This window comes from Clostridium sp. JN-1 (assembly GCF_003718715.1).
Taxonomy (GTDB): domain Bacteria; phylum Bacillota; class Clostridia; order Clostridiales; family Clostridiaceae; genus Clostridium_AV.
In genome coordinates, this window is sequence record NZ_CP033465.1 from 1,392,555 (window position 1) to 1,418,347 (window position 25,793).

Here is a 25,793-nt window from a genome sequence, read left to right on the forward strand (position 1 = left end):
TGCCTCCTATTAATAGATAGGAGGCATATTTACACTCAATCTAATTTTTTAAATTTCTCTTGTATACACCTTTAACCAATCTCGCTCTTCGTGAGTTAAGTGAGGGGCTATTTTCTGGTATACAAGTTTATGATAGCTATTTAAATACAGTTTCTCATCACGATTAAGATCTTCTGGATCTATGGCATCTAAGTCAATTGGAGCATATGTTACAGTATCAAAGTACATGAACTGTCCGAATTCGTTTTCAATACCTTTTCTAACAATAAGTTCATTCTCTGTACGGATACCATGAGATCCATCTATATAAATGCCAGGCTCATCAGTTATAACCATGCCTTCTTCCAATTGATGGGTTTCGTGCTTGGATGGTACCACACACCATCTAAAGCCGGTAGGTGCTTCATGAATAGTTGACAAATAACCAACACCATGACCAGTTCCACACTTAAAATCCGTATTTAGATTCCACATAGGTTCTCTAGCTAATACATCCAAGTTGTAGCCTTTACATCCATATAAGAATTTAGCACGTGCTAGATTCATCATGCTTCTGGCAACAGCTGTGAAGTGATGCTTAAGTTCTTTGTTTACTTCGCCAAGGGCAATTGTTCTGGTGATATCTGTTGATCCTTCAAAGTAGTTTCCACCAGTATCTGTTAATAAGAAGTTTCCTTCTGCAAGTTCCACATCTGTTTCAGGTGTAGATGTATAGTGCATCATAGCTGCATGTTCCTTGAAAGCACAAATTGGTTCAAAGCTCTGCCACAAGTAATTATCCTGCATTTTTCTGAACTCTTCTAGTTTTTGAGAAGCGCTCATTTCTGTAATTTTCATTTTTCCTACATTTGTTTTTAACCAATGCATGAACTTCGTAATAGCAACCCCATCTTTAACATGAGCTTTTTCAATATTGGCAAGCTCCACAGGGTTTTTAATGGCTTTGAACAGTACAATAGGGTTTTCCATTTTTATTTTTTTTGTATAAGCTGGAATATCTTTATATAGCGCATAATTAATACGATCTGGGTCAATAAGTACTACATCTTCAGCCTTGAAATCTTTAACATATTCATAAATGTTGTTGTAAGGTCTTAGCATTACACCATCCTTAGTTAAAGTTTCCTTAACCTTAGCATCAATTCGGCTTTCTTCAATGAACAAATATACATTTTCCATGGAGACAACCGCATAACAAAGAATCAATGGTGAATACATAATGTCATTTCCACGTATATTGAGCAGCCATGCGATTTCATCCAAGGTTGCGAGGACATGATAATTTGCGCCTGCTTCTTTCATAACGTCTCTTACCCTGCCAAGTTTAGATGCAGTACTTTCGCCAGAATACTTTTCTTCAAGAAGAAAAACAGGTTCATTTGCCAACTTAGGACGGTTTTCCCATACCTCATTAACAAGATCATGGTTATACTCAACCACCACATTTTTATGAGCAAGTCTCTGAACGAACTCTTCCCCTTCTTGCATGGCAATGAGACGTCCATCAAATCCTAGTTTTCCATTATTGGGCATTTCAGCTTCCAAGTATTCCAATATAGTAGGTACGCCTGGATTACCCATTTTAAAGAGCTTGATTCCACTGTCTTTAAGCTGATACTCAGCTTGAAGGAAGAATCTTCCGTCAGTCCAAAGCCCCGCTTCATTTTTTGTAATGACAACTGTTCCAGCATCACCTGTAAACCCTGATACATAGGCTCTTGCCTTAAAAAATTCTCCTACATACTCACTTTGATGATTATCTGAAGATGGAATAATATAAGCATCCAATCCCTTTTCTTCCATAATCGCTCTCAATTTTGAAATTATCTCTTTTTCATTTTTCCCCATATTTATCCCCCTCTTTCATATTCTTTTAGAGTGTCTAGTTGAAAATTTTTAAAAGAATATATCTAAAATTCAGAATATAACTCTATTATATATCAATTTTAAGTTGTTTTGTGTAATTTTACAACAAAAGTTTGTTTAAAGTTTTAGTGGGCAATTTTTTTTGAAATTTCCAAGTTGTTTACATATTAACTTGATGACATTGGGAGTAGGCTAGGAAAGGTTAATATTAATGAATCTTTGCAAGGGGCTAGACCCCTTACAAAGATTGGAAGAATAATAATTGAGCTTTGTTTTTAGGAGACTATATCACATTGAGAATCATCTCATGCTGTGATAGATTAGTCATTTTTATTCAGCCATTTATTAAGAACTTTTATATATTTTTCATTTTCTTCTACAAATGGCATATGGCGGCTGAATTCAAATAATTCCCACTCTGAATTAGGAATTTTGTCATACATTGTTTTTGCAATAAGCGGTGAGCAAAGATCAAGTAAACCGCTTATAATTAAGCAGGGTTCTTGAATATCTTCAATCTCTTTCATAAAATCAAAGTTTTTTAATGTACCAGATGGAGTGAATTCATTTTGACCCCATGCAGTTATATAAGCCTCCGTTCCAGCAGCCTTTGGACGTCTTAGGCATTCTGGTGAATCTGGTCCTACTTGGCCTGCGCAGTGGCGGCGCATAAATTCTGCTTCTGCCTTTTGATATTCTTTTGACGAGTAATCTCCGGATTTTTCTGCTTTTGCAATAGCATCCTGCATTTCTTGCGGAAGGTATGCAACTCTTCTGCGCTGTTCTTTTTCCCATATTGCAGCAGATGGTAAAGTACTGGATAAAATATAGCTTTTTATTCCTTCTGGTTTGTATTCGCAAGCGTATTGAATTGCCTGCATTCCACCCCAAGATTGTCCTAATAAATGAATCTCGTCCAATCCTAAGTGCTTACGCAGCTGGATTAATTCTTCAATCCATGTCTTGGCACACCATAAATCAGGACGGGAAGGTGTTGTGGACAGTCCGCATCCTAGTTGGTCGTACATAATAACCGCACGTCCATCTTCTGAAACTTTATCAAGTAATTCAAAATAATTATGTGTAGAGCCAGGTCCGCCGTGTAATAAAACCAGCGGCTTCTTATTTCCAGTGCATTCACCCACTATACGATAATAAGTTTTATATTCTAGATATGGCATATAGCCTTCAGTAATCTTCATAAGTAACCTCCTTTTGTCTATTTGGATTCAGGAACAATAATTATGTCCTTTGGATATTTATTTAATACCTCGCAGCCGTCTTCAGTTGTGATAACAAGGTCTTCAATACGAACGCCTATTCCTTCTTCTGGAAGATAAATTCCTGGTTCAATAGAGAAGCATTGTCCTGGTTTTATAATGTCCTCATTTACAGAAGAAACATCACCGAATTCATGGTCTTCCAAACCACAGGAATGGCCAGTTCTGTGTGTGAAATATTTTCCGTATCCTTTTTCTTCAATGTACTTTCTTGCGGCTAAGTCTACGTCACACATTCTGTTCCCAGGTTTTGCAGCAGCAATACCTCTTAAGTTTGCTTCTAAAACAATGTCATAGATTTCTTTCTGTCTTTCGGAAATTTCACCGATAAATACAGTTCTTGTTATATCAGATGCGTAGTTCTTGTAGAATCCGCCGATATCAAGGATAACACAGTCTCCGTGATTTCCTTTTGAATCATCTGTTACATGGTGTGGATCTGCGGCTCCTTTAGCATATGCTGTAATAGGATCGAAAGATACTTCGTTAATACCATGTTTTTTGTAAATTTCACGAACCTTAGCGTTTAATTCTTTTTCGGACAAACCTTTTACCACCCATGGAATCAATTCATCCATTACGAGGTCATTCAATCTTGAAGATTCTCTTAAAAGGGCAATTTCTTTTTCATCTTTAATCATTCTCACATAATCAACGATTAAAGAGCCGTTTACGAATTTGCTTCCTCCGCCAAGTTCTTGTAATCTTAATAAGAATTTAGATGGCCATACTTTATCGATACCCATCACCTTATCTTTTTCTACAAACTTGGATAAAATTTCTACTCCGTCCTGAATATCATTATACCATACGATTTCCACACCAAGATCTTCTTCTTGTGGGAATAATTCATTAATAACGATTTTGTGGTTTCCGTTAACATTTAAATATAATGCTAATAATCTTTCTCCTGGAAGAATCCATTTTCCAGTTAAATAAAAAATAGTTGTTGGATCAGAGATAATCATTTGTGGAATCTCATGCTCCTCCATTGATTTTAGTATTCTGTTTAGCTTTTTTGTATCCATAGTTAGTTCCTCCTAATCAAGTTATTAAATACTAATATAATACTTTTAGTCATTGTAAACAATGGCTTGTTTATTAACTATGCCTGCAATTCTTCATGTTCGCTTTGTAATTCTTCATCTTTCACAACTAAACTGTTTAAAGTTTTATCTAATGACCAAAGAATAATGCCAGCTGCAATAGCAATACCTGCAATTACAAAGTATACAGTTGAAAATTTGAATTTTAATGTAAATTCATATAGCCATCCATAAGATTTTGCTGCAAAGAATACAGCAAGTACCCAGACACTCATCATTTGTGATAATAATCTAGGTGGAGCAAATTTACTAATAAAAGAGTTTCCAAGTGGTGAAAATACCATTTCACCAAAAGATAAAACTATACCAAATGCAATAATCCAACCTAGTGGTGCAAGATTGCTACCTCTTGTAACATCTGCCATTGCAAAGATTATATAAGATAAACCTAATAATAGCATACCTAAAGCAGTTTTCTTAAACATACTTAAGTCACCTTGAGGTCTCTTAGCTAATTTTGTCCACAATCCGCCAAGAATCGGCCCTAGCGAGATACACATAAATGCATTTAATGAGTCAAACCAAACTGATGGAACTTTAAAGTTGCCTATCATCCAGTTAGCAGCTGCATGGTCTCCATCCCAGTAGAAGTATACAGGCATATATGCTAAGTACCAGAATATCCAAAAGATTATAGAAAATACAGATATTAAAATAATGGCTGCAACTCTCTTTTTTTCCATTGTTGTAAGAGGTTTCTTTTCCTCTGTTTGTTGCTTTTCTTTTACTTTTTTGTGTTCATCAACCTTGAATGGTTTTTTACCTGTTTCTCCTAAGAATCTCCATCCAAAGATGAACCAAGCAGCATCAATAAACATCATAATTCCACAAATTAAGAAACAGAAGGCGTATCCTTTAGTCCCAGCAAGTACACCTATAATTGTTGTACCAAAGAAAGAACCGAAGTTAACGAAAGAGTATTGAGTAGAGAATGCGCTATCTAATTGTCTAGGGTCATCGAAAAGTCTACCTGTAATAGCATTTGTCTGACACTTGAATAAACCTGTACCTATAGAAACTAAAACAATCATTAAATTAATCATAGCAGCACTTGAAGCCTGCCATCCTACTAAGTAACCTGCTCCCATGAAAATCATTCCTATAGGAACAAGGTATCTAGCACCTATGATACGGTCAGAAATATATGCTCCAATTAATGGTGCAAGATAGGTGAATGCAACTAAGTTTGCAGACATTTTTGCTGCATCCCCGGCAGTAAGACCAAGTCCTCCATTTGCTACTTTGGCAACTACAAATACTGCAATTAACCATTTTGCTGAGTAGAATGCAAATCTTTCTAATGAGAAAGCGAATGAGCATACATAAAAGCCAAATGGTCTTCTGTTTGTGTTTTCCATTTTTTCATCCCCTTTGTAAAAATTTAAAATAAAAATATTAGATTTGTATTTTAAAAACCATGTGTTCCCATCTTTGTTAAGATGATGTGCAATAGTTTCAAATACCATAATTAAATCATTTCCTTTGAGAGTGTATAGTTGAAAATTTCATAGTGAAAATATAGTCGAAATATAGAATATGTTTCTATTATACATTAGTTTCAGAATTTTTTATATAATTTTTTAGAGAAATTTTGTGTTAAATTAAATTTTAAACTTAAAGTATAACTTTAGTAGGTAAAGATAGTAGTAATTACTGCTTAAAAAATAAAGTGAGATACAAAAAATACCTCACACATACATAAAAAATCCATTATAATGTATAATGAAGATTTTCAAATTATTTTCATTATTTTAAAATTTTTACTATAAATAGAACCGCATGTTATTTACTTTTTTGATGTAAGTTATAAAAAAGAGGTGTAATAAAAAGATTAAACAAAATAATAGTGCATTGATTTGCATAATTGTGAAAAAAGTATGAGTATATATGCAATAATTCTAAAATAAGATAGAAAAAATTTAAGTATAAGTAAAACTTTAAAAAATATATTGAAAAATTACAAATTTTATGAAACAATTGAATTGTGATTGTATCAAATGTAATTCAATACTAAGTTATACATATATGTAAAATAATCCGAGGATTGTATTGTAATAAAAACTAAAACAATCATATGTAATAGTATTTGTGATATGATATGAGCTTTTAACTCAGTCATTATTTATTATCTAGAACTAGAAATGGAGGAGTTTTTATGAATGGACAAACTACGCAATTAGAGCCGAAGCTAGCGCAGCCTAAGGCTCTGTACGGATTAGGATTAACGTTTACCTTTGAGAGATTTGCGTACTATGGAGGTAAACCAATCTTAGTACTTTTCTTATCATGGTCCATAGCAAGAGGCGGACTTGGTATTTCAAAGGCAGACGCAGCAATTATAGCAGCAAACTTAGGAGCTTTTACTTATCTAGCTCCAATATTTGGAGGAATAATTGCAGACAGATGGCTAGGAACAAGATATTGTATAATATTAGGTACAATTCTTATGGCTATAGGTTGGGCACTAGGTTATTTCGCTACCAGCGTTGCATGGATTAACGCACTTATCGTAGTAGTATCTATTGGAACAGGTTTCTTTAAAGGTAACTTAAATGCCTTAGTTGGTGATTTATATGAAAAAGATGATCCGCGTAAGGATATGGGATATTCAATTATTTACTCATTTGTTAATATTGGAGCATTCGTTGGTTCAATTGCATTAGGTGCACTATACATTACACACGGATTTAGATTATGTTACTTATTAGCAGGAATATTTGCTCTAATATCAGGAATTGTATTTTTATTTACCTGTAAGGGTCTAGGCGATCTAGGAAAAAGACCTAATAAATATGCTATTGCTTCTAGCAAAGGAAAAGAAGATATTAAAAAAGTAGATGCTAATAGACCATTAACTAAAAGAGAAAGAAATCAGGTTGTTGTTATATTAATTTTAGCATTATTTACAGTATTTTTCTGGGTATTCTATAATCAAACAGAAGGATCACTATTATTGTATATTGATCAGTATACTAACTTTAGTGTTGGCAGCCTTACGATACCTGCTACATGGACTACAACATCCTTTAATTCATTAATTTGTATAATATTAGCACCAGTGATGGCTGCATTTTGGATGAAACTTTCTAAGAAAAGAAAAAATGGAGACCTTACTATGACACAAAAAATAGCTCTAGGATATATATTACTAGGTATTGGATTCTTAGTTATGGCAATAGCTGAAATTGTAAGGGGTGGAAGAACAACTGCTAGCTTAAGCATGATGTGGATATTAATGTTTACATTATTCCAAAGCTTAGGAGAAATATGTTTCTCACCACTAGGAAATTCAGTAGTAAGTAAAAATGCACCACCTAAATATTTGGCATTACTAATGGGTGTATGGAGCTTAGCTACCTTTATATCTCAAAAGGCAGCAGGATATGTACAAGGAATTATGGAAAATCTAGGAACCTTGCAAGTATTTATAGCTATACCATGTATTCTTTTTGTTGGAGCAATTATATTGTTTGCTTGCAATAAGAAGATTACAGAACTTACTGATTAATTTAATAAATAGATGTACAAGCAATTTGTTAATATGTTAAGAACAAAATGAAAAGAACAGACAATTGAGGTTGTCAGCGGCGAAAGATGAATAATAGCAGAATGCTTATTAAAGAAATCATTGTTTACAATATATAAAATTTTTGATTAACCCAGGTGATTTTAAAAGCCTGGGTTTTCATTAAAAATGAAATGCTTGAAAGTTTACATATATTAAGATTGAAAAATTCTAGAGAGCCCTTTTCCTCTATTACTAATGCCTTTAGGGTTATAATAGAAATAAAAAATCGCTATTTTATGCAGGGGTTGAACCATAACATTTAGTGTATTTAAATTCAAACTATAATGGATAAGCGGTACACTCAACATGGAGTGTCCATATATAAAAAAGTTAGAAAAGCTAAGTAAATTAAAGAATAATGCGTATAGTTTTGGATAATAATAGTATTAAGAAATCCATAGGATAATGAAAGGTGATAAGATAACACATGTCGCTTGAGAGATTCGGGCGGCGAACCAAAAGAGCTTTTAATATGAAAATTAATAACTTTATGAAAGTTAAGAATAATTTTAAAAAAGTTCTTGACAGTTTGAAATTCACATGATAAACTGTAAAAGCTGTTTGAGTGAAACAGCGATGAACCTTGAAAATCAAACAGAGAAGAGAATAATAAACCAGCAATTCTTTTGAAAGCTGTGAAAACAGCTTAAAAGTATAAAAGTAAATGAGCTTAAATTGAACTTGAAACTCTGAAAAGAGTTTATATATAAGAAATTAAATTGAGAGTTTGATCCTGGCTCAGGACGAACGCTGGCGGTGTGCCTAACACATGCAAGTCGAGCGAGAGAAATTCCTTCGGGAATGGATCTAGCGGCGGACGGGTGAGTAACACGTGGGCAACCTGCCTCAAAGAGGGGGATAGCCTCCCGAAAGGGAGATTAATACCGCATAAAGTTATTTTATCGCATGGTAAAATAACCAAAGGAGAAATCCACTTTGAGATGGGCCCGCGGCGCATTAGCTAGTTGGTAAGGTAACGGCTTACCAAGGCAGCGATGCGCAGCCGACCTGAGAGGGTAATCGGCCACATTGGAACTGAGAGACGGTCCAGACTCCTACGGGAGGCAGCAGTGGGGAATATTGCACAATGGGCGAAAGCCTGATGCAGCAACGCCGCGTGGGTGATGAAGGTTTTCGGATTGTAAAGCCCTGTCTTTTGGGACGATAATGACGGTACCAAAGGAGGAAGCCACGGCTAACTACGTGCCAGCAGCCGCGGTAATACGTAGGTGGCGAGCGTTGTCCGGATTTACTGGGCGTAAAGGGTGCGCAGGCGGATATTTAAGTGGGATGTGAAAACCCCGGGCTCAACCTGGGGACTGCATTTCAAACTGGATATCTAGAGTGCAGGAGAGGAAAGCGGAATTCCTAGTGTAGCGGTGAAATGCGTAGAGATTAGGAAGAACACCAGCGGCGAAGGCGGCTTTCTGGACTGTAACTGACGCTGAGGCACGAAAGCGTGGGTAGCAAACAGGATTAGATACCCTGGTAGTCCACGCCGTAAACGATGAGTACTAGGTGTAGGAGGTATCGACCCCTTCTGTGCCGCAGTAAACGCAGTAAGTACTCCGCCTGGGAAGTACGATCGCAAGATTAAAACTCAAAGGAATTGACGGGGGCCCGCACAAGCAGCGGAGCATGTGGTTTAATTCGAAGCAACGCGAAGAACCTTACCTAGACTTGACATCCCCTGAATTACCTGTAATTAGGGAAGCCCTTCGGGGCAGGGAGACAGGTGGTGCATGGTTGTCGTCAGCTCGTGTCGTGAGATGTTAGGTTAAGTCCTGCAACGAGCGCAACCCTTATCATTAGTTGCTACCATTAAGTTGAGCACTCTAGTGAGACTGCCCGGGTTAACCGGGAGGAAGGTGGGGATGACGTCAAATCATCATGCCCCTTATGTCTAGGGCTACACACGTGCTACAATGGTGAATACAGAGAGATGCAAACCCGCGAGGGTGAGCCAAACTTCAAAATTCACCTCAGTTCGGATTGCAGGCTGAAACCCGCCTGCATGAAGCTGGAGTTGCTAGTAATCGCGAATCAGAATGCCGCGGTGAATGCGTTCCCGGGCCTTGTACACACCGCCCGTCACACCATGAGAGTTGGCAACACCCGAAGTCCGTGGGGCAACCGTAAGGGGCCAGCGGCCGAAGGTGGGGTTAATAATTGGGGTGAAGTCGTAACAAGGTAGCCGTAGGAGAACCTGCGGCTGGATCACCTCCTTTCTAAGGAGTCGTAAGATAGTTAATTCTATCTTAAAAGACTGGTTTTATTATACTCTGTTTGATTTTGAGGGGTTAAAAACTTAAATAGTTTTTAACGCATAATTTAGCTAAACGAAGTTTAGAGTTAAAATTATGCCGGGCCGAAAGGCTAAACCTAAATAGTTTTTAACAGATAATGAATTAATTATCTGTCATCACTCTCAAAATTGTTCTTTGAAAATTGCACAGAGAAAATAAGTTAAAAGTAAAGCATATTCATGTATATTTATTCCAAAAAGAATATTTATACTGAATAAAGATTAATATAATTAATCGTACTTTGTAGAATTAAAAGATTCTTATAGTTATAGTTGGTGTAATAATATATCAACTAACAAACAAAAATTAATAATAGTGTATAACTTATTATTAATGAAATAAAAATTGATAGAAACGAACAGTACAAGGAAATGCCTGAGCGAGGAACGGAGCTTACTTAAGGTAAGTGAGTACTGCAGGGATGGCATTGACGCAGTAATGTGAAGTTTATAGCAATTTTTAACTTAAAGGTCAAGCTACAAAGGGCGCATGGTGAATGCCATGGCACCAGGAGTCGAAGAAGGACGTGATAAGCTGCGATAAGCTTCGGGTAGGCGCAAATAGCCTGTGATCCGGAGATTTCCGAATGGGGAAACCCACATGACTAACGTCATGTACTTTAAACTGAATTCATAGGTTTATAGAGACAAACCCGGGGAACTGAAACATCTAAGTACCCGGAGGAAGAGAAAGAAAAATCGATTTCTTAAGTAGTGGCGAGCGAAAGAGAAAGAGCCCAAACCAGGAACTTGTTCCTGGGGTTGCGGGTAGATCATAAACACTTTTATTTCCTAATTGAAGAGAGCTGGAAGGCTCCGCCGCAGAAGGTAAAAGCCCTGTAAATAAAAAGAAATTTAAGTTAGATCTATTCCAGAGTACCACGAGACACGTGAAACCTTGTGGGAAGCTGGGAGGACCACCTCCCAAGGCTAAATACTACCTGGTGACCGATAGTGAAGCAGTACCGTGAGGGAAAGGTGAAAAGAACCCCGGAAGGGGAGTGAAATAGAACCTGAAACCGTGTGTCCACAACCGGTCGAAGCACATTTAAGTGCGACGGCGTGCTTTTTGTAGAACGAGCCAGCGAGTTGCGGTATGCAGCAAGGTTAAATACTTAAGGTATGGAGCCGAAGGGAAACCGAGTCTGAATAGGGCGACTAGTTGCATGCTGCAGACCCGAAACCGAGTGACCTATCCATGGACAGGATGAAGCGGAAGTAAAATTCCGTGGAGGTCCGAACCGCGTTGGTGTTGAAAAACCATGGGATGAGCTGTGGATAGCGGAGAAATTCCAATCGAACTCGGAGATAGCTGGTTCTCCTCGAAATAGCTTTAGGGCTAGCGTCGAGATTGAGTAATGGAGGTAGAGCACTGAATAGGCTAAGGGCTGAAAACAGTTACTGAACCTTATCAAACTCCGAATGCCATATACTCGTATCTCGGCAGTCAGACTGCGAATGATAAGATCCGCGGTCAAAAGGGAAACAGCCCAGATCATCAGCTAAGGTCCCAAAGTGTAAGTTAAGTGGTAAAGGATGTGGGATTTCTAAGACAACTAGGATGTTGGCTTAGAAGCAGCCACTCATTTAAAGAGTGCGTAATAGCTCACTAGTCGAGAGATCCTGCGCCGAAAATGTCCGGGACTAAAACTTACCACCGAAGCTATGGACTCGAAAGAGTGGTAGAGGAGCTTCCTGTATGGATTGAAGCTGTACCGTAAGGAGCGGTGGACTGTACAGGAGTGAGTATGCTGGCATAAGTAGCGAGAAATAAGTGAGAATCTTATTGGTCGAAAACCTAAGGTTTCCTGGGGAAGGCTCGTCCTCCCAGGGTTAGTCGGGACCTAAGCCGAGGCCGAAAGGCGTAGGTGATGGACAATTGGCTGACATTCCAATACCGCCAGCTTCCATTTGACAGATGGGATGACGCAGGAGGATAGGATGTGCACACTGTTGGATGTGTGTCTAAGTACTTAGACGTGCCCAGAAGGTAAATCCGCTGGGATTAGTTGAGGTGTTACAGGGATTTCTTTTCTAAGAAAGAAGTATCCGATTCCACGCTGCCAAGAAAAGTCTCTATGGAGGAAACTGGTGCCCGTACCGCAAACCGACACAGGTAGGTGAGGAGAGAATCCTAAGACCATCGGAAGAATTGCTGTTAAGGAACTCGGCAAATTGACCCCGTAACTTCGGGATAAGGGGTGCCGTCCTTACGGACGGCCGCAGAGAATAGGCCCAAGCAACTGTTTAGCAAAAACACAGGTCTCTGCTAAAGCGAAAGCTGAAGTATAGGGGCTGACGCCTGCCCGGTGCTGGAAGGTTAAGGGGAATACTTAGCACAAGCGAAGGTATGAACTTAAGCCCCAGTAAACGGCGGCCGTAACTATAACGGTCCTAAGGTAGCGAAATTCCTTGTCGGGTAAGTTCCGACCCGCACGAATGGCGTAATGATTTGGGCACTGTCTCAACAGCAAATCCGGCGAAATTGTAGTGCAAGTGAAGATGCTTGCTACCCGCAGTTGGACGGAAAGACCCCGTAGAGCTTTACTGCAGCTTAACATTGAGTTTCGGTATTGTCTGTACAGGATAGGTGGGAGACTTAGAAACTAGGGCGTCAGCCCTAGCGGAGTCATCCTTGGGATACCACCCTGACAGTACTGAGATTCTAACTGGAGGCCATGAAACTGGCCACGGGACATTGTTAGGCGGGCAGTTTGACTGGGGCGGTCGCCTCCTAAAAAGTAACGGAGGCGCCCAAAGGTTCCCTCAGAACGGTTAGAAATCGTTCGAAGAGTGCAAAGGCAGAAGGGAGCCTGACTGCGACACATACAGGTGGAGCAGGGACGAAAGTCGGGCTTAGTGATCCGGTGGTACCTCGTGGGAGGGCCATCGCTCAACGGATAAAAGCTACCTCGGGGATAACAGGCTGATCTCCCCCAAGAGTCCACATCGACGGGGAGGTTTGGCACCTCGATGTCGGCTCGTCGCATCCTGGGGCTGAAGTAGGTCCCAAGGGTTGGGCCGTTCGCCCATTAAAGCGGCACGCGAGCTGGGTTCAGAACGTCGTGAGACAGTTCGGTCCCTATCCGCTGCGGGCGCAGGAAATTTGAGAGGAGCTGTCCTTAGTACGAGAGGACCGGGATGGACTGACCTCTGGTGTACCAGTTGTTCCGCCAGGAGCACGGCTGGGTAGCTATGTCGGGACGGGATAAACGCTGAAAGCATCTAAGCGTGAAGCCCACCTCAAGATTAGATTTCCCATAGCGCAAGCTAGTAAGACCCCTTGAAGAACACAAGGTTGATAGGTCAGAGGTGTAAGCATGGCAACATGTTCAGCTGACTGATACTAATAGGTCGAGGGCTTGACCAAATTAACTTAAATCATTTAATTTGACTTTTAACTTAACTATACTGTGCAATTTTGAGAGAACAATTTCTCAAATCTGGTGACGATAACGTAAAGGCAACACTCCTTCCCATACCGAACAGGTAGGTTAAGCTTTACAGTGCCGATGGTACTTCAGGGGAGACCCTGCGGGAGAGTAGGTCGCTGCCAGGTATGTTAATAAAGACACTAAGCATTAAGCTTAGTGTCTTTTTGTGCATCAAGTATGGGAAGCTTTACTTAAAAGTATTTACATTAAAAAACATATTAAAAATGTTATAAATAATTGCTATTTATAAATAATAGTCATTTTATATAAAAAAATGTCACTTTTTATCGATAATATATTTGAAACATATGATCATTTGATTTAAAAAATTAAGTAATATGAATTTTCATTGTTTGAAGGGAGATATATATGAATAGCAAATGTTATATTAAAACTATAGAAGAAAAATGTACTGGCTGTAATCGCTGCATAAGAGAATGTCCTATATTTGGAGCAAATATTTCTTTTAAAGATTCCAATAAAAATAATAAGGTATTAGTAGATCAGGAAAGGTGTATAAGCTGTGGAAAGTGTTTAGAAGTATGTCATCATGACGCTAGAGTTTTTCAAGATAGTACAAAGGATTTCTTTAATGATTTAAAATCGGGAAAGAAGATTACAGTAATAGCAGCACCTGCAATATTAGTAAATTTTCCTGAATATAAGAAACTTTTTGGCTATTTAAAGAGTCTTGGAGTAAATACTATATATGATGTATCCTTTGGGGCAGACATTACTACATGGGCTTATTTAAAATATATGAAAGAAAAAAATGTTAAAACAATGATATCCCAACCATGTCCTGTAGTTGTAAACTATATTGAGAAATATAAAAAGGATATATTAAAATATTTAGCGCCTATACAAAGCCCTATGATGTGTACAGCTATTTACTTGAAAAAGTATAAAAATATAGAAGAAAATATAGCATTTTTATCTCCTTGTATAGGTAAAATGAATGAAATAAAATATGAAAATAATTTAGGACTTGTAGATTACAATGTGACTTTTAAAAAACTTAAAGAATATTTAGTTGAGAATCATGTAAATTTAAGTTCTCAAAAAGAAGTAAATTTTGATAATATACCTTCAAGTGTGGGATGTATTTATAGCACGCCAGGAGGTTTAAAAGCTAATGTAGAAGCTAGAAAAACTGATTTTTGGATAAAACAGATAGAAGGACAATTTGAAATTCAAAGGTACTTAGATTTTTTTGAAAAAAGAATAAAAACATCTAGTAATATGCCTAACATAGTAGATGTATTAAATTGTACAGAAGGATGTAATATGGGTACTGCTTCTTTAGAAAATCTAAACAGGTATGATATAGAATATAAATTTTTAAAATTAAAAGACAAAAAGTTAAAAGAAAAAGAAAATGTATTAAAGGGTAGAGTTAAATTTATTGATGAATATTTTGATAAAAACCTTAAATTAGAGGACTTTTCAAGAAGTTACTGTGAAGAAAATCTGCCAGAAATAAAAAATCCTTCTAAAGAAGAGTGTAATGAAATATTTAAAAGTATGTTAAAGTATGCAGATAACGATAGAAATATGAATTGTGCTGCATGTGGATATAATACTTGTAATAATATGGTCAAATCTATCTATAATAAAATTAATATAAAAGAAAATTGTTTGCATTTTGTAAAAAAGAAAGTAGAAGAAGAATTTTTAAAATCAGAAGAAAAGAATCTAGAAATAGAAGAAAATATTGAAAACATACAAAGATTAAATAATGAAAGAGAAATGAAAAGTGAAAAATTAAAGAGATATGTAAAAGATTTATGTGAATCCATAAATGAAGTATCAAAGGATAATGAAGAAAGTGCTTTAGCTATACAGAATATAGTATCAAAAGTTTCTAGTATATTAAATACTTCTAAACATTTAGGAGTAGGCGTAAATAAGATAGAAGATGCAGTAGGTAATTTTTCTAATGCATCCGAACAAGTTATAGGTATTGCTAACCAAACAAATCTTCTTTCATTAAATGCGTCAATTGAAGCATCTAGAGCTGGAGAAGAAGGAAAAGGATTTGCTGTTGTGGCAAATGAAGTGAAAAAATTAGCTTATAAGTCTAAAGAAGTAGCTGCATCGACAAAAAATGATGAAAATGCTATGAGTAATTTAGTAGAAGATATTAGTAAGATTTCTGAGGATTTATACAACAAAATGAATGAAATTAATTCTTCAATAGAAACTATATCAGCAGTTATACAAGAGTTAACAGCAAAAAGTGAAGAAATAGCTGCATCATCACGAATATTAATAAATGAATAAAATAGTTTGTAAAAAATAAACTAATTATATTATTTGAAGGTTAATTTATTAAAGATGATAGATAGAGAATAATTTTAAGTGTTTGACACATTCATCTTTAAAATGATATACTACTTTATGTTGATATTTTTAAAATAATTACATAAGTTTGGGGAGGCAGAGTTACTGCTTGAGAGGAAACTATTAGGTTTCGACCCTTAAAACCTGAATTGGATAATGCCAACGGAGGAAATTTATAATAGTCAATAAAATTCAATTTATATAAGACCTCTCTTCCATTGAGAAGAGAGGTTTTTGTGTGATTTAAGAAAATTGATATAGGATGTGTGCATTAGATGAAAAATGGTTATCGTTACAAGCCGACTTATAAAATTGCGGCTGTTATTTTTCAATTTATATTAATATTTTTATGGCAAATAGCTGTAGATAGAGGAGGAATACCTAAATATATACTTCCATCTCCTAAGGATATAGTAGTAACTTTTTTTAGAATTCTTCCACAACTAAAGCCTCATATTTACATTACGTTAGAAGAGGCAATGATAGGCTTTTTAATTTCTATAGTATTTTCAATAGTAATTGCACTGCTTATGGATAATATAAAAATCATAAAGGCATGCATTTATCCAATACTCGTTATATCTCAGACCATACCCACTATAGCGCTTGCTCCAATATTTATAATATGGTTTGGATTTGGAATACTTCCTAAAGTTATAACTGTTGTACTAGTATGTTTTTTCCCAATTGTCATAAGTCTTGTAGATGGATTGGACAGTGCAGATAAAGACATGTTAAATCTCATGGACATAATGAAAGCTTCAAAAATACAAAAGTTTATCTACGTAAAGTTTCCTAGTTGTTTGGGTTCATTTTTTTCAGGACTTAGAATAGCAGCTACTTACAGTATAATGGGAGCTATAATAGGAGAATGGCTTGGAGGAGAAAAAGGACTTGGCATATTTATGGTTAGGGCAAAAAATGCATATGCCCTTGATCAAATATTTGCAGCTATAATAGTGGTAATAGTACTTAGCATGTCACTATTTCTATTTATGTACGTGCTTCAGTACATATTTATGCCGTGGCAAAGAAAAGATAAAGAAAATATCAATAATTAGTATCTTTATGAGGGGGGGACGTTGGGAATTTATATAACCCAACAATATTTTAATATGGATAAAAAAAGAATTTTTAAGATTTTAACATCAAGTGCACTAATAGGTATATTGCTAATGGGGTGCTCTAGTGGAACTCAAACATCAGAAAAAAAGGATAGTAAAAGTTTAACTAAGGTTAAGGTAATACTTGATTGGACACCTAATACCAATCATACTGGATTATATGTGGCTAAAGACAAAGGGTATTATAAGGATGAAGGGTTAGATGTACAAATAATTCAACCTTCTGATGGAGCAGTTGGAAATTTGATAGCTGCAGGTAAGGGCGATTTTGGAGTAAGTTATCAAGAAGATGTAACTTATGCAAGAACGTCAGATAATCCACTTCCCATAAAAGCTATAGCAGCCATAGTTCAGCATAATACTTCTGGATTTGCATCACCTGCAGATAAAAACATAAAGTCAGTAAAGGATTTTGAAGGAAAGACTTATGGTGGATGGGGTTCACCTTCTGAAAAAGCTGTAATAGAATCAGTTATGCAAAGTCAAGGAGCTGATTATAGTAAACTCAAAATTGTAGATATTGGAACTCAAGATTTCTTTGCAGCTACAAAAAAAGATGTAGATTTTGCATGGATATATGAAGGATGGACTGGAGTAGAAGCAAAGGTTAAGAATGTACCACTTAACTTTATAGAAATTAGGAAGTTAAATCCTGATTTAGATTATTATACTCCTGTTTTAATAGCAAATGAAAGTACGCTTAAAAATAAACCTGATTTAGTTAAAAAATTTATGAAAGCAACTTCTAAAGGATATCAATATTGCATAGACAACCCTAAGGATGCAGCAAATATATTAGTTAAAAATGCACCTGAAATTGACAAGAAGCTTGCACTTGAAAGTCAAGAATATATGAAAACTAAGTATAAGGATGATGCTCCAAGATGGGGTGAAATGAAGGTATCTGTTTGGGATAACTATACTAAGTTTCTTATGAGTAAAAAGCTTATAAATAAGAATATGAAGGCAGAAGATGCATTTACGAATGATTTCCTTCCAGCTAAGTAGAAGTAAAAGGAGATAAAGGTTTTGGATGAAAGAAATATTTGCAAAAAAATTGTACTTAAAAATGTGTCAAAATCCTTTGATGGAGACAAGATATTAGATGATATAAGTTTTGAGGTAGATGATGGAGAATTTGTAAGCTTACTTGGACCAAGTGGGAGCGGTAAGAGCACTATATTAAATATAGTATCTGATATATTAAAACCAGATAGTGGAAGCGTGCTTGTAGATGGAGAAATAAGTTATATGCATCAAAAGGACTTGCTTCTTCCTTGGAAAAAAGTCATAGATAATGTTGCACTGCCGCTTTATATAAAGGGAAAACGTAAGTCTGAAGCAAGAAGTGAAGTCATAAAATACTTTGAAATGTACGGCTTAAAAGGTTATGAATACAAGTATCCCTCTAAGTTATCAGGTGGAATGAGGCAAAGAGCTGCCTTCCTCAGAACTTATATGGATTCGAGTAATATTATGCTTTTAGATGAACCATTTGGTGCACTAGATGCTATAACAAGGACAAAAATGCAAAACTGGCTTTTAAGTATAATTAAGGATTTAAAAATAACTATATTATTTATAACACATGATATAGAAGAAGCTATATATCTTTCTAATAAAATTTATATACTTTCAGATAAACCTGCATGCATAAAAAGTTGTATAAATGTTGATTTGCCAAAACAAAGGACAAGAGATATTACAACTTCAGATGAATTTTTAAATATAAAAAGAAAAATACTTGCTTTATTGTAAAAGTAAAAGGATATCATTAGAATTTATCTATGAATGATATCCTTTTATGTATTATAATTTATATTGAGAATTAAATAAGAATTATAACAAGGGTGGAGTGATACTTTGAAAATTATTCATACCTCAGATTGGCATTTGGGTAAGACATTAGAAGGAAACAGCAGATTAGATGAGCAAAAAAAGTTTATAGACGAATTCGTTGATATAGTTAATGAAAAAGAAGCAGATTTAGTTATTATAGCTGGAGACGTATATGATACAGCAAATCCTCCAGCAAGAGCAGAAAATTTATTCTGTGATGCTATAAAGAGAATATCAAAAAATGGGAATAGAGCTGTTTTGATAATTGCAGGCAATCATGACAGTCCTGAAAGATTAGAGGCTATAAGACCACTTACAAGAGAACAGGGAATAATTATACTTGGAATGCCTAAGAGTACAATTGAAAAGGGCAGATGTGGAAAGTTTATGATAGTTGATTCAGGTGAAGGTTATATTGAATTAAAGATAAATGGTGAAAATGCAGTTATAATAACAATTCCATATCCGAGTGAAAAGAGACTTGGAGAGATAATCTCTGAAGAAAGTGACGAGAAAAAAATTCAAAAAAGTTATTCTTGTAAAATAGGAGAAATATTTAATAAACTTTCTCAAAAGTATAGGGAAGATACTATAAATATAATGACATCACATATTTATATTTCTGGAGGAGAAATTTCGGATTCAGAGCGTTCTATTCAACTTGGAGGAAGTTATGCAGTTGCAATTGATTCTCTTCCTAGCAAAGCTCAGTATATAGCTTTAGGGCATTTACATAAGACTCAAAAATTTAATATAGGGGATACACCTATAATTTACAGCGGTTCTCCAATTCAATATAGTAAAAAAGAGAGAAATAACAAGGCAAGTGTCTACTTTTTAAATATAAAAGCTTCTGAGGCAGCTAAACCAGAAAGAATATATTTATCAAATTATAAACCTATAGAAGTTTGGCACTGTGACAGCATAGAAGAAGCAATTGATAAGTGCAAAAATGATGGAAATAGGGATATTTGGGTATACTTAGATGTAGATTGTGATAGGATAATAACTCAGCAGGAAATAAAGGAAATGAAGGAATATAGAAAGGATATAATTGAGATAAGACCAAATCTCATGGGAGAAACTGATAATGATATAGTTTATGAAAATTTAACTGAGAGAAATATAGAAGATGTCTTTAGAAAATTTTACTTATGGAGAAATAAAGTTGAACCAACACAGGAAATAGTTGAATTATTTTTAAGTATTGCAGGAGAGGGTGAGGAGTAATGAAACCAATAATCCTTGAAATAGAAGGCTTCAATAGTTTTAGAAGTAAGCAAATTATAGATTTTAGAAAGCTCACGCAAAATGGTTTATTTGGAATATTTGGACCAACTGGAAGTGGAAAATCTTCTATACTTGATGCTGTTATATATGCTCTTTATGGTAAAATAGCTCGTGATTCTAGTGGATTTATAAATATAAATGAGAATAAGGCTTCTGTTAAATACACTTTTGAAATAGGAAGGGGAAGTGAAAGAAAAACTTATCACATCCACAGAGTATCTAAAAAGGGTAAGGATAACTCTTACAGAACTTCTATATTAAAACTGTATGAAGTTAAAGGTTCTATGGAAAACTTAGATATCATTTGTGAAGGAAAGACAGCAGTAGATAAAAAAATAAATGACATTATAGGGCTTAAGGAGACCGACTTTACAAGGGCAGTAGTTTTGCCTCAAGGAAAGTTTAGTGAATTTTTAAAGACAAGTCCAAGAGAGAGAAGTGAAATGCTTGAAAGGTTATTTGCACTTGAAAAGTATGGAAGCAAATTAACTGAAAAAATAAGAAGACAGGCAATTAAAAATAATAATGAACTAATAAGAATAAGAGGAGAATTAAATTCTTATAAGGATATAAGCTGCGAAAATTTAAAAAAATTAGAAACGGAAGTTGAGAAGCTGAAAAGAGAAGAAGAGATTTTGCATGATAAAAAGATAACTGAAGAAAAAAAGCATGAAAAGTACAAAAATATATGGAACCTACAGTTGGAATTGGAAAGTAAACTAAATATAAAACAAGATTACGAAAAAAATAAATCTTTAATCGAAAATAAGAAAGTGAGAGTTGAGAGAGCAGAACTGGCTGCACTTATTAAACCATTTATAGATTCATTGGAAGGTGTTGAAGCTAAATTTGAAAGTATAGGCATAGCTTTAGATGATAGACAAAAAAACTTTGCAGGAGTGGAAAGTAAAGTCAATAAATTAAAAGAAAGATATGAGAAAGTTTCTTTGCTTAAAGATAATAAATTGCCGCAGTTTAATAAAATTGAGGCAAATCTTTGTGAGGCAATAAAGCTTAAAGAAGAACTAAGAAAGTATGAACAAGATGTAGTTTTGCTTGATAAAGAGTATAATTTAAAAATCAAGGTTTTAAGTGAACTTAAGATGAAGATAGAGGAAAAAAAGCTTGACTTAAATCAAAATAAAAAGCTTATAAATTTAAAACAAGATGAAATGAATGAACTTCTTGTAACATCAGAGGAAAGGCAAGAAGTAAATAAAGCACTGGATATTCAAAAAAATATTAAACGTGTTTATACTGAATTAAGCAGTTTAAAAGAAGAAAATCAATTAAAAAAGTCAAGTTTGAAAGATGAAAGCAGCAATTTAGATAAGTTACTTAAAGAATTTACATGCATATCCAAGAAGGTTAATACTTTAAACAGCAGGTTAAATGAGCTTGACAAGGAATGTCCAGGAGATAATGACATTGTAATAAGCAAATTTGAGAAATACAATATCAGAATGAAAGCGTTTGAAGCAAATGAAAAAAAGTATAATAATATGCTTGAAAAGAAAAGACAGCTTAATGAAATCGAGTTAAATTTAGAAAGATTAAAGGTAGAAAGAAAAAAACAAAATGAGGCTTTAAATGGATATTTAAATAAATTGTCAAATGAAAAGAAAAAATTTGAGGAAGCAAAGATGCATAACTTAGCAGGCTTTATAGCTTCAAAACTTGGCAAAAATGATCCATGTCCTGTATGCGGAAATATACATAAAATTAAGTTAGCAGAAATTATTGATAAGGATTTACTAGAAAATCAGAAAAAAAGTGTAGAAAAATTAGAAAAACTGTGCAGGAGTATGCAAGAAGGATATCAAAAACTAGAACTTGATTTTACAAAGATGGATGTTATATATAAAAGTTTACAAGATGAAGTTATGGATTTAAATGAAATCTTTGGAGAATTTAATTTAGAAGATGAAAGATTAGTTTTAAATAAGTTAAAAGTTGAATATAATGAATTGAGAATTTGTATAGATAAATGGGGTACTCAAAGAGAAGCTCTTATTAAGAATATAGATAGTGAAGAAGGAAAAAAGAAAAGTATTGAAATTAAAATAGCGGCACTTAAGGAAACTGTTAAAAATAGTAGAGAAGTTATTTATAAAAATGAAAGCATTTTAAATAAGGACAAGAGCATTTATGATGATTTACAAAGAGAATACAGCAAATTTAAAATTGAAAATCCAAAAACAAAATATGATGCAATAGTTAAAAAAGATAGAGAAAGAGTTATACTTGAAAAAGAACTCAAAAATTTGAGAGATTATATTGAAAAATATGACAACTTGATTAAAATTAAATATGATGAGATACAAAAAGATGATAAAGAATTATCTAAAATATTAGTTGAAAAGAATCAAAAACATGAATTTATTAAAAAGCAAATTGATAAAATAAATGCTTTATCTCAAAATAGGAATCCAGAAGAATATATTCTTGAAGTTAAAAAAGAAGTGGATTTTATTATAAATGATGAGAAAAATATAAGACAATTGTTAGATGGACAATTGGACATAAAATGTGAATTAGAAAAAGAAATAGTTTCTTTAAGTAATCAAAAACAAAGCTTATTTGAAGATTTAACTACCCAAAGAAAAAAGCTTAATGATATAATGGAAGAAAGTAAGTTTAATTCAAAAGATGAAGTTAAGAATTCTTATATTATAAGAGATGAGATTATTAAACTCAAGGCACAAATAAAAAAATATGAGGAAGAGTTTTATAAGGTAAATAATGATATTAAGGAAATTAATATGAAATTGGATGGAAATAAAATTGATGAAAAAGAGTGGATAGAAGTACAAGAAACGGTTAAAAATCTTGAAAAAGAATTAAATTATAAATTAAAGAACATGGCTGCAAAGGAAAATGAAAGGGATAAAATGCAGAAGGACATTGAAAAGTTTAAGCAAGTTAAAGCTGAAGAAGATAAGTATTTACATAATAAAGACTTGCTGGATGAAATAGAAAAACTATTTAAGGCCAATAGATTTGTTGAGTTTGTAGCACATGGTCAATTAAAATATGTTACAGCGGAAGCTTCAAAGAGACTTTCAAGTATAACGAGTGGGAAGTTCGAACTTAGACTTTGCAAAGATGGACAGTTTTACATAAAGGATAACTTCAATGGAGGACTCCTTAGATCAACCAACTCTCTATCGGGAGGTGAACTTTTTTTAACGTCGTTATCTCTTGCACTTGCTCTATCATCACATATTCAACTTAAAGGTTCTGCACCGCTGGAATTCTTTTTCCTTGATGAAGGATTTGGAACACTTGATGATGAACTCTTGGATACTGTTATGAATTCACTTGAAAAACTTCAAAATGAAAATTTATGTGTAGGTATAATAAGTCATGTTAAAGACTTAAGAGATAGGGTACCAGTTAAACTAATTGTAACACCTTCATACACTGGAGATGGAAGTAAGGTTAGAATAGAAAATAGTTAAATACGGGAGCAATACTGTTGAAAAATGCTAAAAATAGATGTATAGTTTTGTATAAAAGACGTAATAGTTTAAATTTAACATTCATAATTTGTTAATAAATCTGTCACTAAAGTGTCATTTTACAATTGTAATATTTACTCATACATTATTAAAGTATAGGTATGGATATTAGATAATGCTTTTTGTCATTTTTATATTAGTAATATAAATAGGGGTGGTGGATATATGTCGAATGAAGTAGATATTCAAAAGTTTAGGAAGCTATCTTTAGATGTTATAATTATAACTACTGCATATTTTATATTTAACATAATAAAAGTGTGTTTGCTATAAATTATTATGTTTATATCCAATGTATGAATTATAAATAAACTTCCATAATTAATAAAATGCTGTTGAATTATTGAATACCTAAACAATAATTCAACAGCATTTTATTAATTATCTACTTATATTTCCATGTTATAGTTTAAGTTCACTTCCTTAATCTTAATGCATACAAATCTCATTATATTTTTAATGTTTATAATAAATACTATTACAATAAAAAATTATAAATATATGAAAATTTACAAGTATCAAGAATTATTCCTTAGCTTAGCTCATATGATTATGATAAATAATATAAGCTTATAAGGAGGATATATGCCTGGAGATATATCAAAAAATACTAAGTTTATGGCTAAGAAATCTTATCCTGAACCAAAAGTAGAAGGAAAAAATATTTTCTATGCTAATTTACTTCTTCAAGACTATGCAGGAATGGTAAGTGAATTTACTGCGGTAAGTCTTTATGTATATCAGCATATTGTTTCTGAAGATGAGTATGCTGACTATTCTTATCTTATTGGTAAAATATCAATAGTTGAAATGAAGCATCTGGATCTTTTAGGTGACACTATAAGACTGCTAGGCACAGCTCCAATATACACAAATTCTGTTTATCCATGTAACAAATTATGGACTGCAGCATACGTTAACTTTGACTGCAGAATAGAAAATATGATTAGAGAAGATATTAAATCTGAATGTGCTGCAATTGAACAGTATAATAAGCATATTTGTATGATTAACGACACGTATATAAGAAAGTTACTTAAGAGAATTGTAATGGATGAAGAAATACATTTAAAGTATCTTAAAAAATTTTATGAAAAGCTTAAAAGATAACCCTAATAGGTTACCTTGGAATATAATCCAAGGTAACCTATGTTTTATTATATTTTCTAGGAGATACTCCAAACGTCTTTTTAAATGCTCTTATAAAATTTGAGTAGTCTTTGAAACCGCACTCCATACAAGCATCGGTTATACTTTTACCACTTTTTATTAAAGTATTTGACATAATAAGTCTTTTTTGAAGTATATAATTATGAATTGTATATCCTGTTTGACTTTTAAACTTATGCATAAGATAGTACTTATTTACATAAAACTTTGAAGCAAGAAAATCTATCGATAAATCATGATTTAAATTTTTATTTATATAATTTAAGATATTACTTATACTTTCATTGTATTCAATGTCAGACAATTCCTTAATATTTTTTTGATTTAAGAATAACCTATTGATATAAACTATAAACTCAAGAAATAAGGAAGTTCTAAGTATTTTATAACCTAAACTCTTGTCGTTAAAGGTATCTTCAATATTAAGGAGTATTTTTTTTATGTTTTGAAGATATTTGTGATCAAGTCTTAGTAAATTAAACTTTTGTTTAGAAGCCAATTCAAAACAGCTTAATAAATTACATCCGTCATTGTGTTTTATTAAAAAATCTGAATTTACCCATATTATTATACGTTCATAAGTTTTACTTGGATCTATTATTGCCTTATGTATATCATTATTATTTACTAAAAGTATATCCCATGGTTTTAGTTTATAAGACTTACCTTCTATTAAGTAAGTTACATTGCCAGATATAAAAACAACTATCTTATTAAAATTATGATAGTGAAACTCAAACTTGATATCTTTTTTATCTTTTAAGTGGAATATTTCAAAATCAGTTTTTAAATATCCTCTTTTTATTTTTAAGATTGTATCTTGCGACATTAATACCTCACCTTACTTTTTAATGTTTATGTATATATGCTAAAGCATTTTTTGTAATGTTTCAAGCATTTTTAGCAGTAAAACTAGTAAAAAATAGAGATATAATAAATATGTAAAT

General features: G+C 33.9%; 13 protein-coding genes, 3 rRNA genes and 1 riboswitch. Of the genes, 11 read left to right on the forward strand and 5 right to left on the reverse strand.

Annotated elements, in window-relative coordinates; all coding sequences use genetic code 11:
• Positions 1 to 48 precede the first annotated feature (48 nt).
• From EBB51_RS06740 to EBB51_RS06755, 4 genes are all read right to left on the reverse strand, one after another.
• The gene (locus EBB51_RS06740; RefSeq protein ID WP_123053759.1) at positions 49 to 1,848 is read right to left on the reverse strand and encodes an aminopeptidase P family N-terminal domain-containing protein; all 1,800 of its coding nucleotides are present in this window, start codon (positions 1,846 to 1,848) and stop codon (positions 49 to 51) included.
• 338 nt (positions 1,849 to 2,186) lie between these two features.
• The gene (gene pepI, locus EBB51_RS06745; RefSeq protein ID WP_123053760.1) at positions 2,187 to 3,068 is read right to left on the reverse strand and encodes a proline iminopeptidase; all 882 of its coding nucleotides are present in this window, start codon (positions 3,066 to 3,068) and stop codon (positions 2,187 to 2,189) included.
• Positions 3,069 to 3,085: 17 nt separating this feature from the next.
• Positions 3,086 to 4,174, reverse strand: a complete 1,089-nt coding sequence (locus tag EBB51_RS06750; protein WP_123053761.1) for a Xaa-Pro peptidase family protein — start codon at positions 4,172 to 4,174, stop codon at positions 3,086 to 3,088.
• Between the two features lie 77 nt (positions 4,175 to 4,251).
• On the reverse strand, positions 4,252 to 5,610 hold the full coding sequence (locus tag EBB51_RS06755; protein ID WP_123055002.1) for a peptide MFS transporter: 1,359 nt from the start codon (positions 5,608 to 5,610) through the stop codon (positions 4,252 to 4,254).
• Between the two features lie 797 nt (positions 5,611 to 6,407).
• Between EBB51_RS06755 and EBB51_RS06760 the strand changes: the two genes are divergently transcribed.
• The 11 genes from EBB51_RS06760 to EBB51_RS06810 all read left to right on the forward strand — a co-directional run bounded on the left by EBB51_RS06760 (position 6,408) and on the right by EBB51_RS06810 (position 24,786).
• Positions 6,408 to 7,760, forward strand: coding sequence for a peptide MFS transporter (locus EBB51_RS06760; RefSeq protein WP_123053762.1), 1,353 nt, complete (start codon positions 6,408 to 6,410; stop codon positions 7,758 to 7,760).
• A gap of 775 nt (positions 7,761 to 8,535) precedes the next feature.
• A 16S ribosomal RNA gene (locus EBB51_RS06765) occupies positions 8,536 to 10,048 on the forward strand.
• Between the two features lie 547 nt (positions 10,049 to 10,595).
• A 23S ribosomal RNA gene (locus EBB51_RS06770) occupies positions 10,596 to 13,495 on the forward strand.
• 72 nt (positions 13,496 to 13,567) lie between these two features.
• Positions 13,568 to 13,684, forward strand: a 5S ribosomal RNA gene (gene rrf, locus EBB51_RS06775).
• The 16S, 23S and 5S rRNA genes sit together here, the layout of an rRNA operon.
• 244 nt (positions 13,685 to 13,928) lie before the next feature.
• Complete coding sequence (locus EBB51_RS06780; protein ID WP_123053763.1) at positions 13,929 to 15,842, forward strand: [Fe-Fe] hydrogenase large subunit C-terminal domain-containing protein; 1,914 nt, start codon at positions 13,929 to 13,931, stop codon at positions 15,840 to 15,842.
• 139 nt (positions 15,843 to 15,981) lie between these two features.
• A riboswitch (TPP riboswitch) is annotated at positions 15,982 to 16,090 on the forward strand.
• A gap of 87 nt (positions 16,091 to 16,177) precedes the next feature.
• A complete protein-coding gene (locus tag EBB51_RS06785; RefSeq protein ID WP_123053764.1) occupies positions 16,178 to 16,963 on the forward strand; it encodes an ABC transporter permease in 786 nt (261 codons plus the stop codon).
• Between the two features lie 21 nt (positions 16,964 to 16,984).
• The gene (locus EBB51_RS06790) at positions 16,985 to 18,034 is read left to right on the forward strand and encodes an ABC transporter substrate-binding protein (RefSeq protein ID WP_347560928.1); all 1,050 of its coding nucleotides are present in this window, start codon (positions 16,985 to 16,987) and stop codon (positions 18,032 to 18,034) included.
• 21 nt (positions 18,035 to 18,055) lie between these two features.
• Positions 18,056 to 18,784, forward strand: coding sequence for an ABC transporter ATP-binding protein (locus EBB51_RS06795; RefSeq protein WP_190285237.1), 729 nt, complete (start codon positions 18,056 to 18,058; stop codon positions 18,782 to 18,784).
• Between the two features lie 105 nt (positions 18,785 to 18,889).
• Positions 18,890 to 20,095, forward strand: a complete 1,206-nt coding sequence (locus EBB51_RS06800) for an exonuclease SbcCD subunit D (RefSeq protein ID WP_123053766.1) — start codon at positions 18,890 to 18,892, stop codon at positions 20,093 to 20,095.
• Positions 20,095 to 23,616, forward strand: coding sequence for an AAA family ATPase (locus EBB51_RS06805; protein WP_123053767.1), 3,522 nt, complete (start codon positions 20,095 to 20,097; stop codon positions 23,614 to 23,616). The genes EBB51_RS06800 and EBB51_RS06805 overlap by 1 nt, the downstream gene beginning before the upstream one ends.
• Positions 23,617 to 24,261: 645 nt before the next feature.
• Positions 24,262 to 24,786: a ferritin-like domain-containing protein gene (locus EBB51_RS06810; protein ID WP_123053768.1), complete on the forward strand. Its 525-nt coding sequence runs from the start codon at positions 24,262 to 24,264 to the stop codon at positions 24,784 to 24,786.
• Positions 24,787 to 24,823: 37 nt separating this feature from the next.
• Here the strand turns inward: EBB51_RS06810 and EBB51_RS06815 are convergent, their stop codons facing one another.
• Positions 24,824 to 25,675: an AraC family transcriptional regulator gene (locus EBB51_RS06815; protein ID WP_123053769.1), complete on the reverse strand. Its 852-nt coding sequence runs from the start codon at positions 25,673 to 25,675 to the stop codon at positions 24,824 to 24,826.
• Positions 25,676 to 25,793 lie beyond the last annotated feature (118 nt).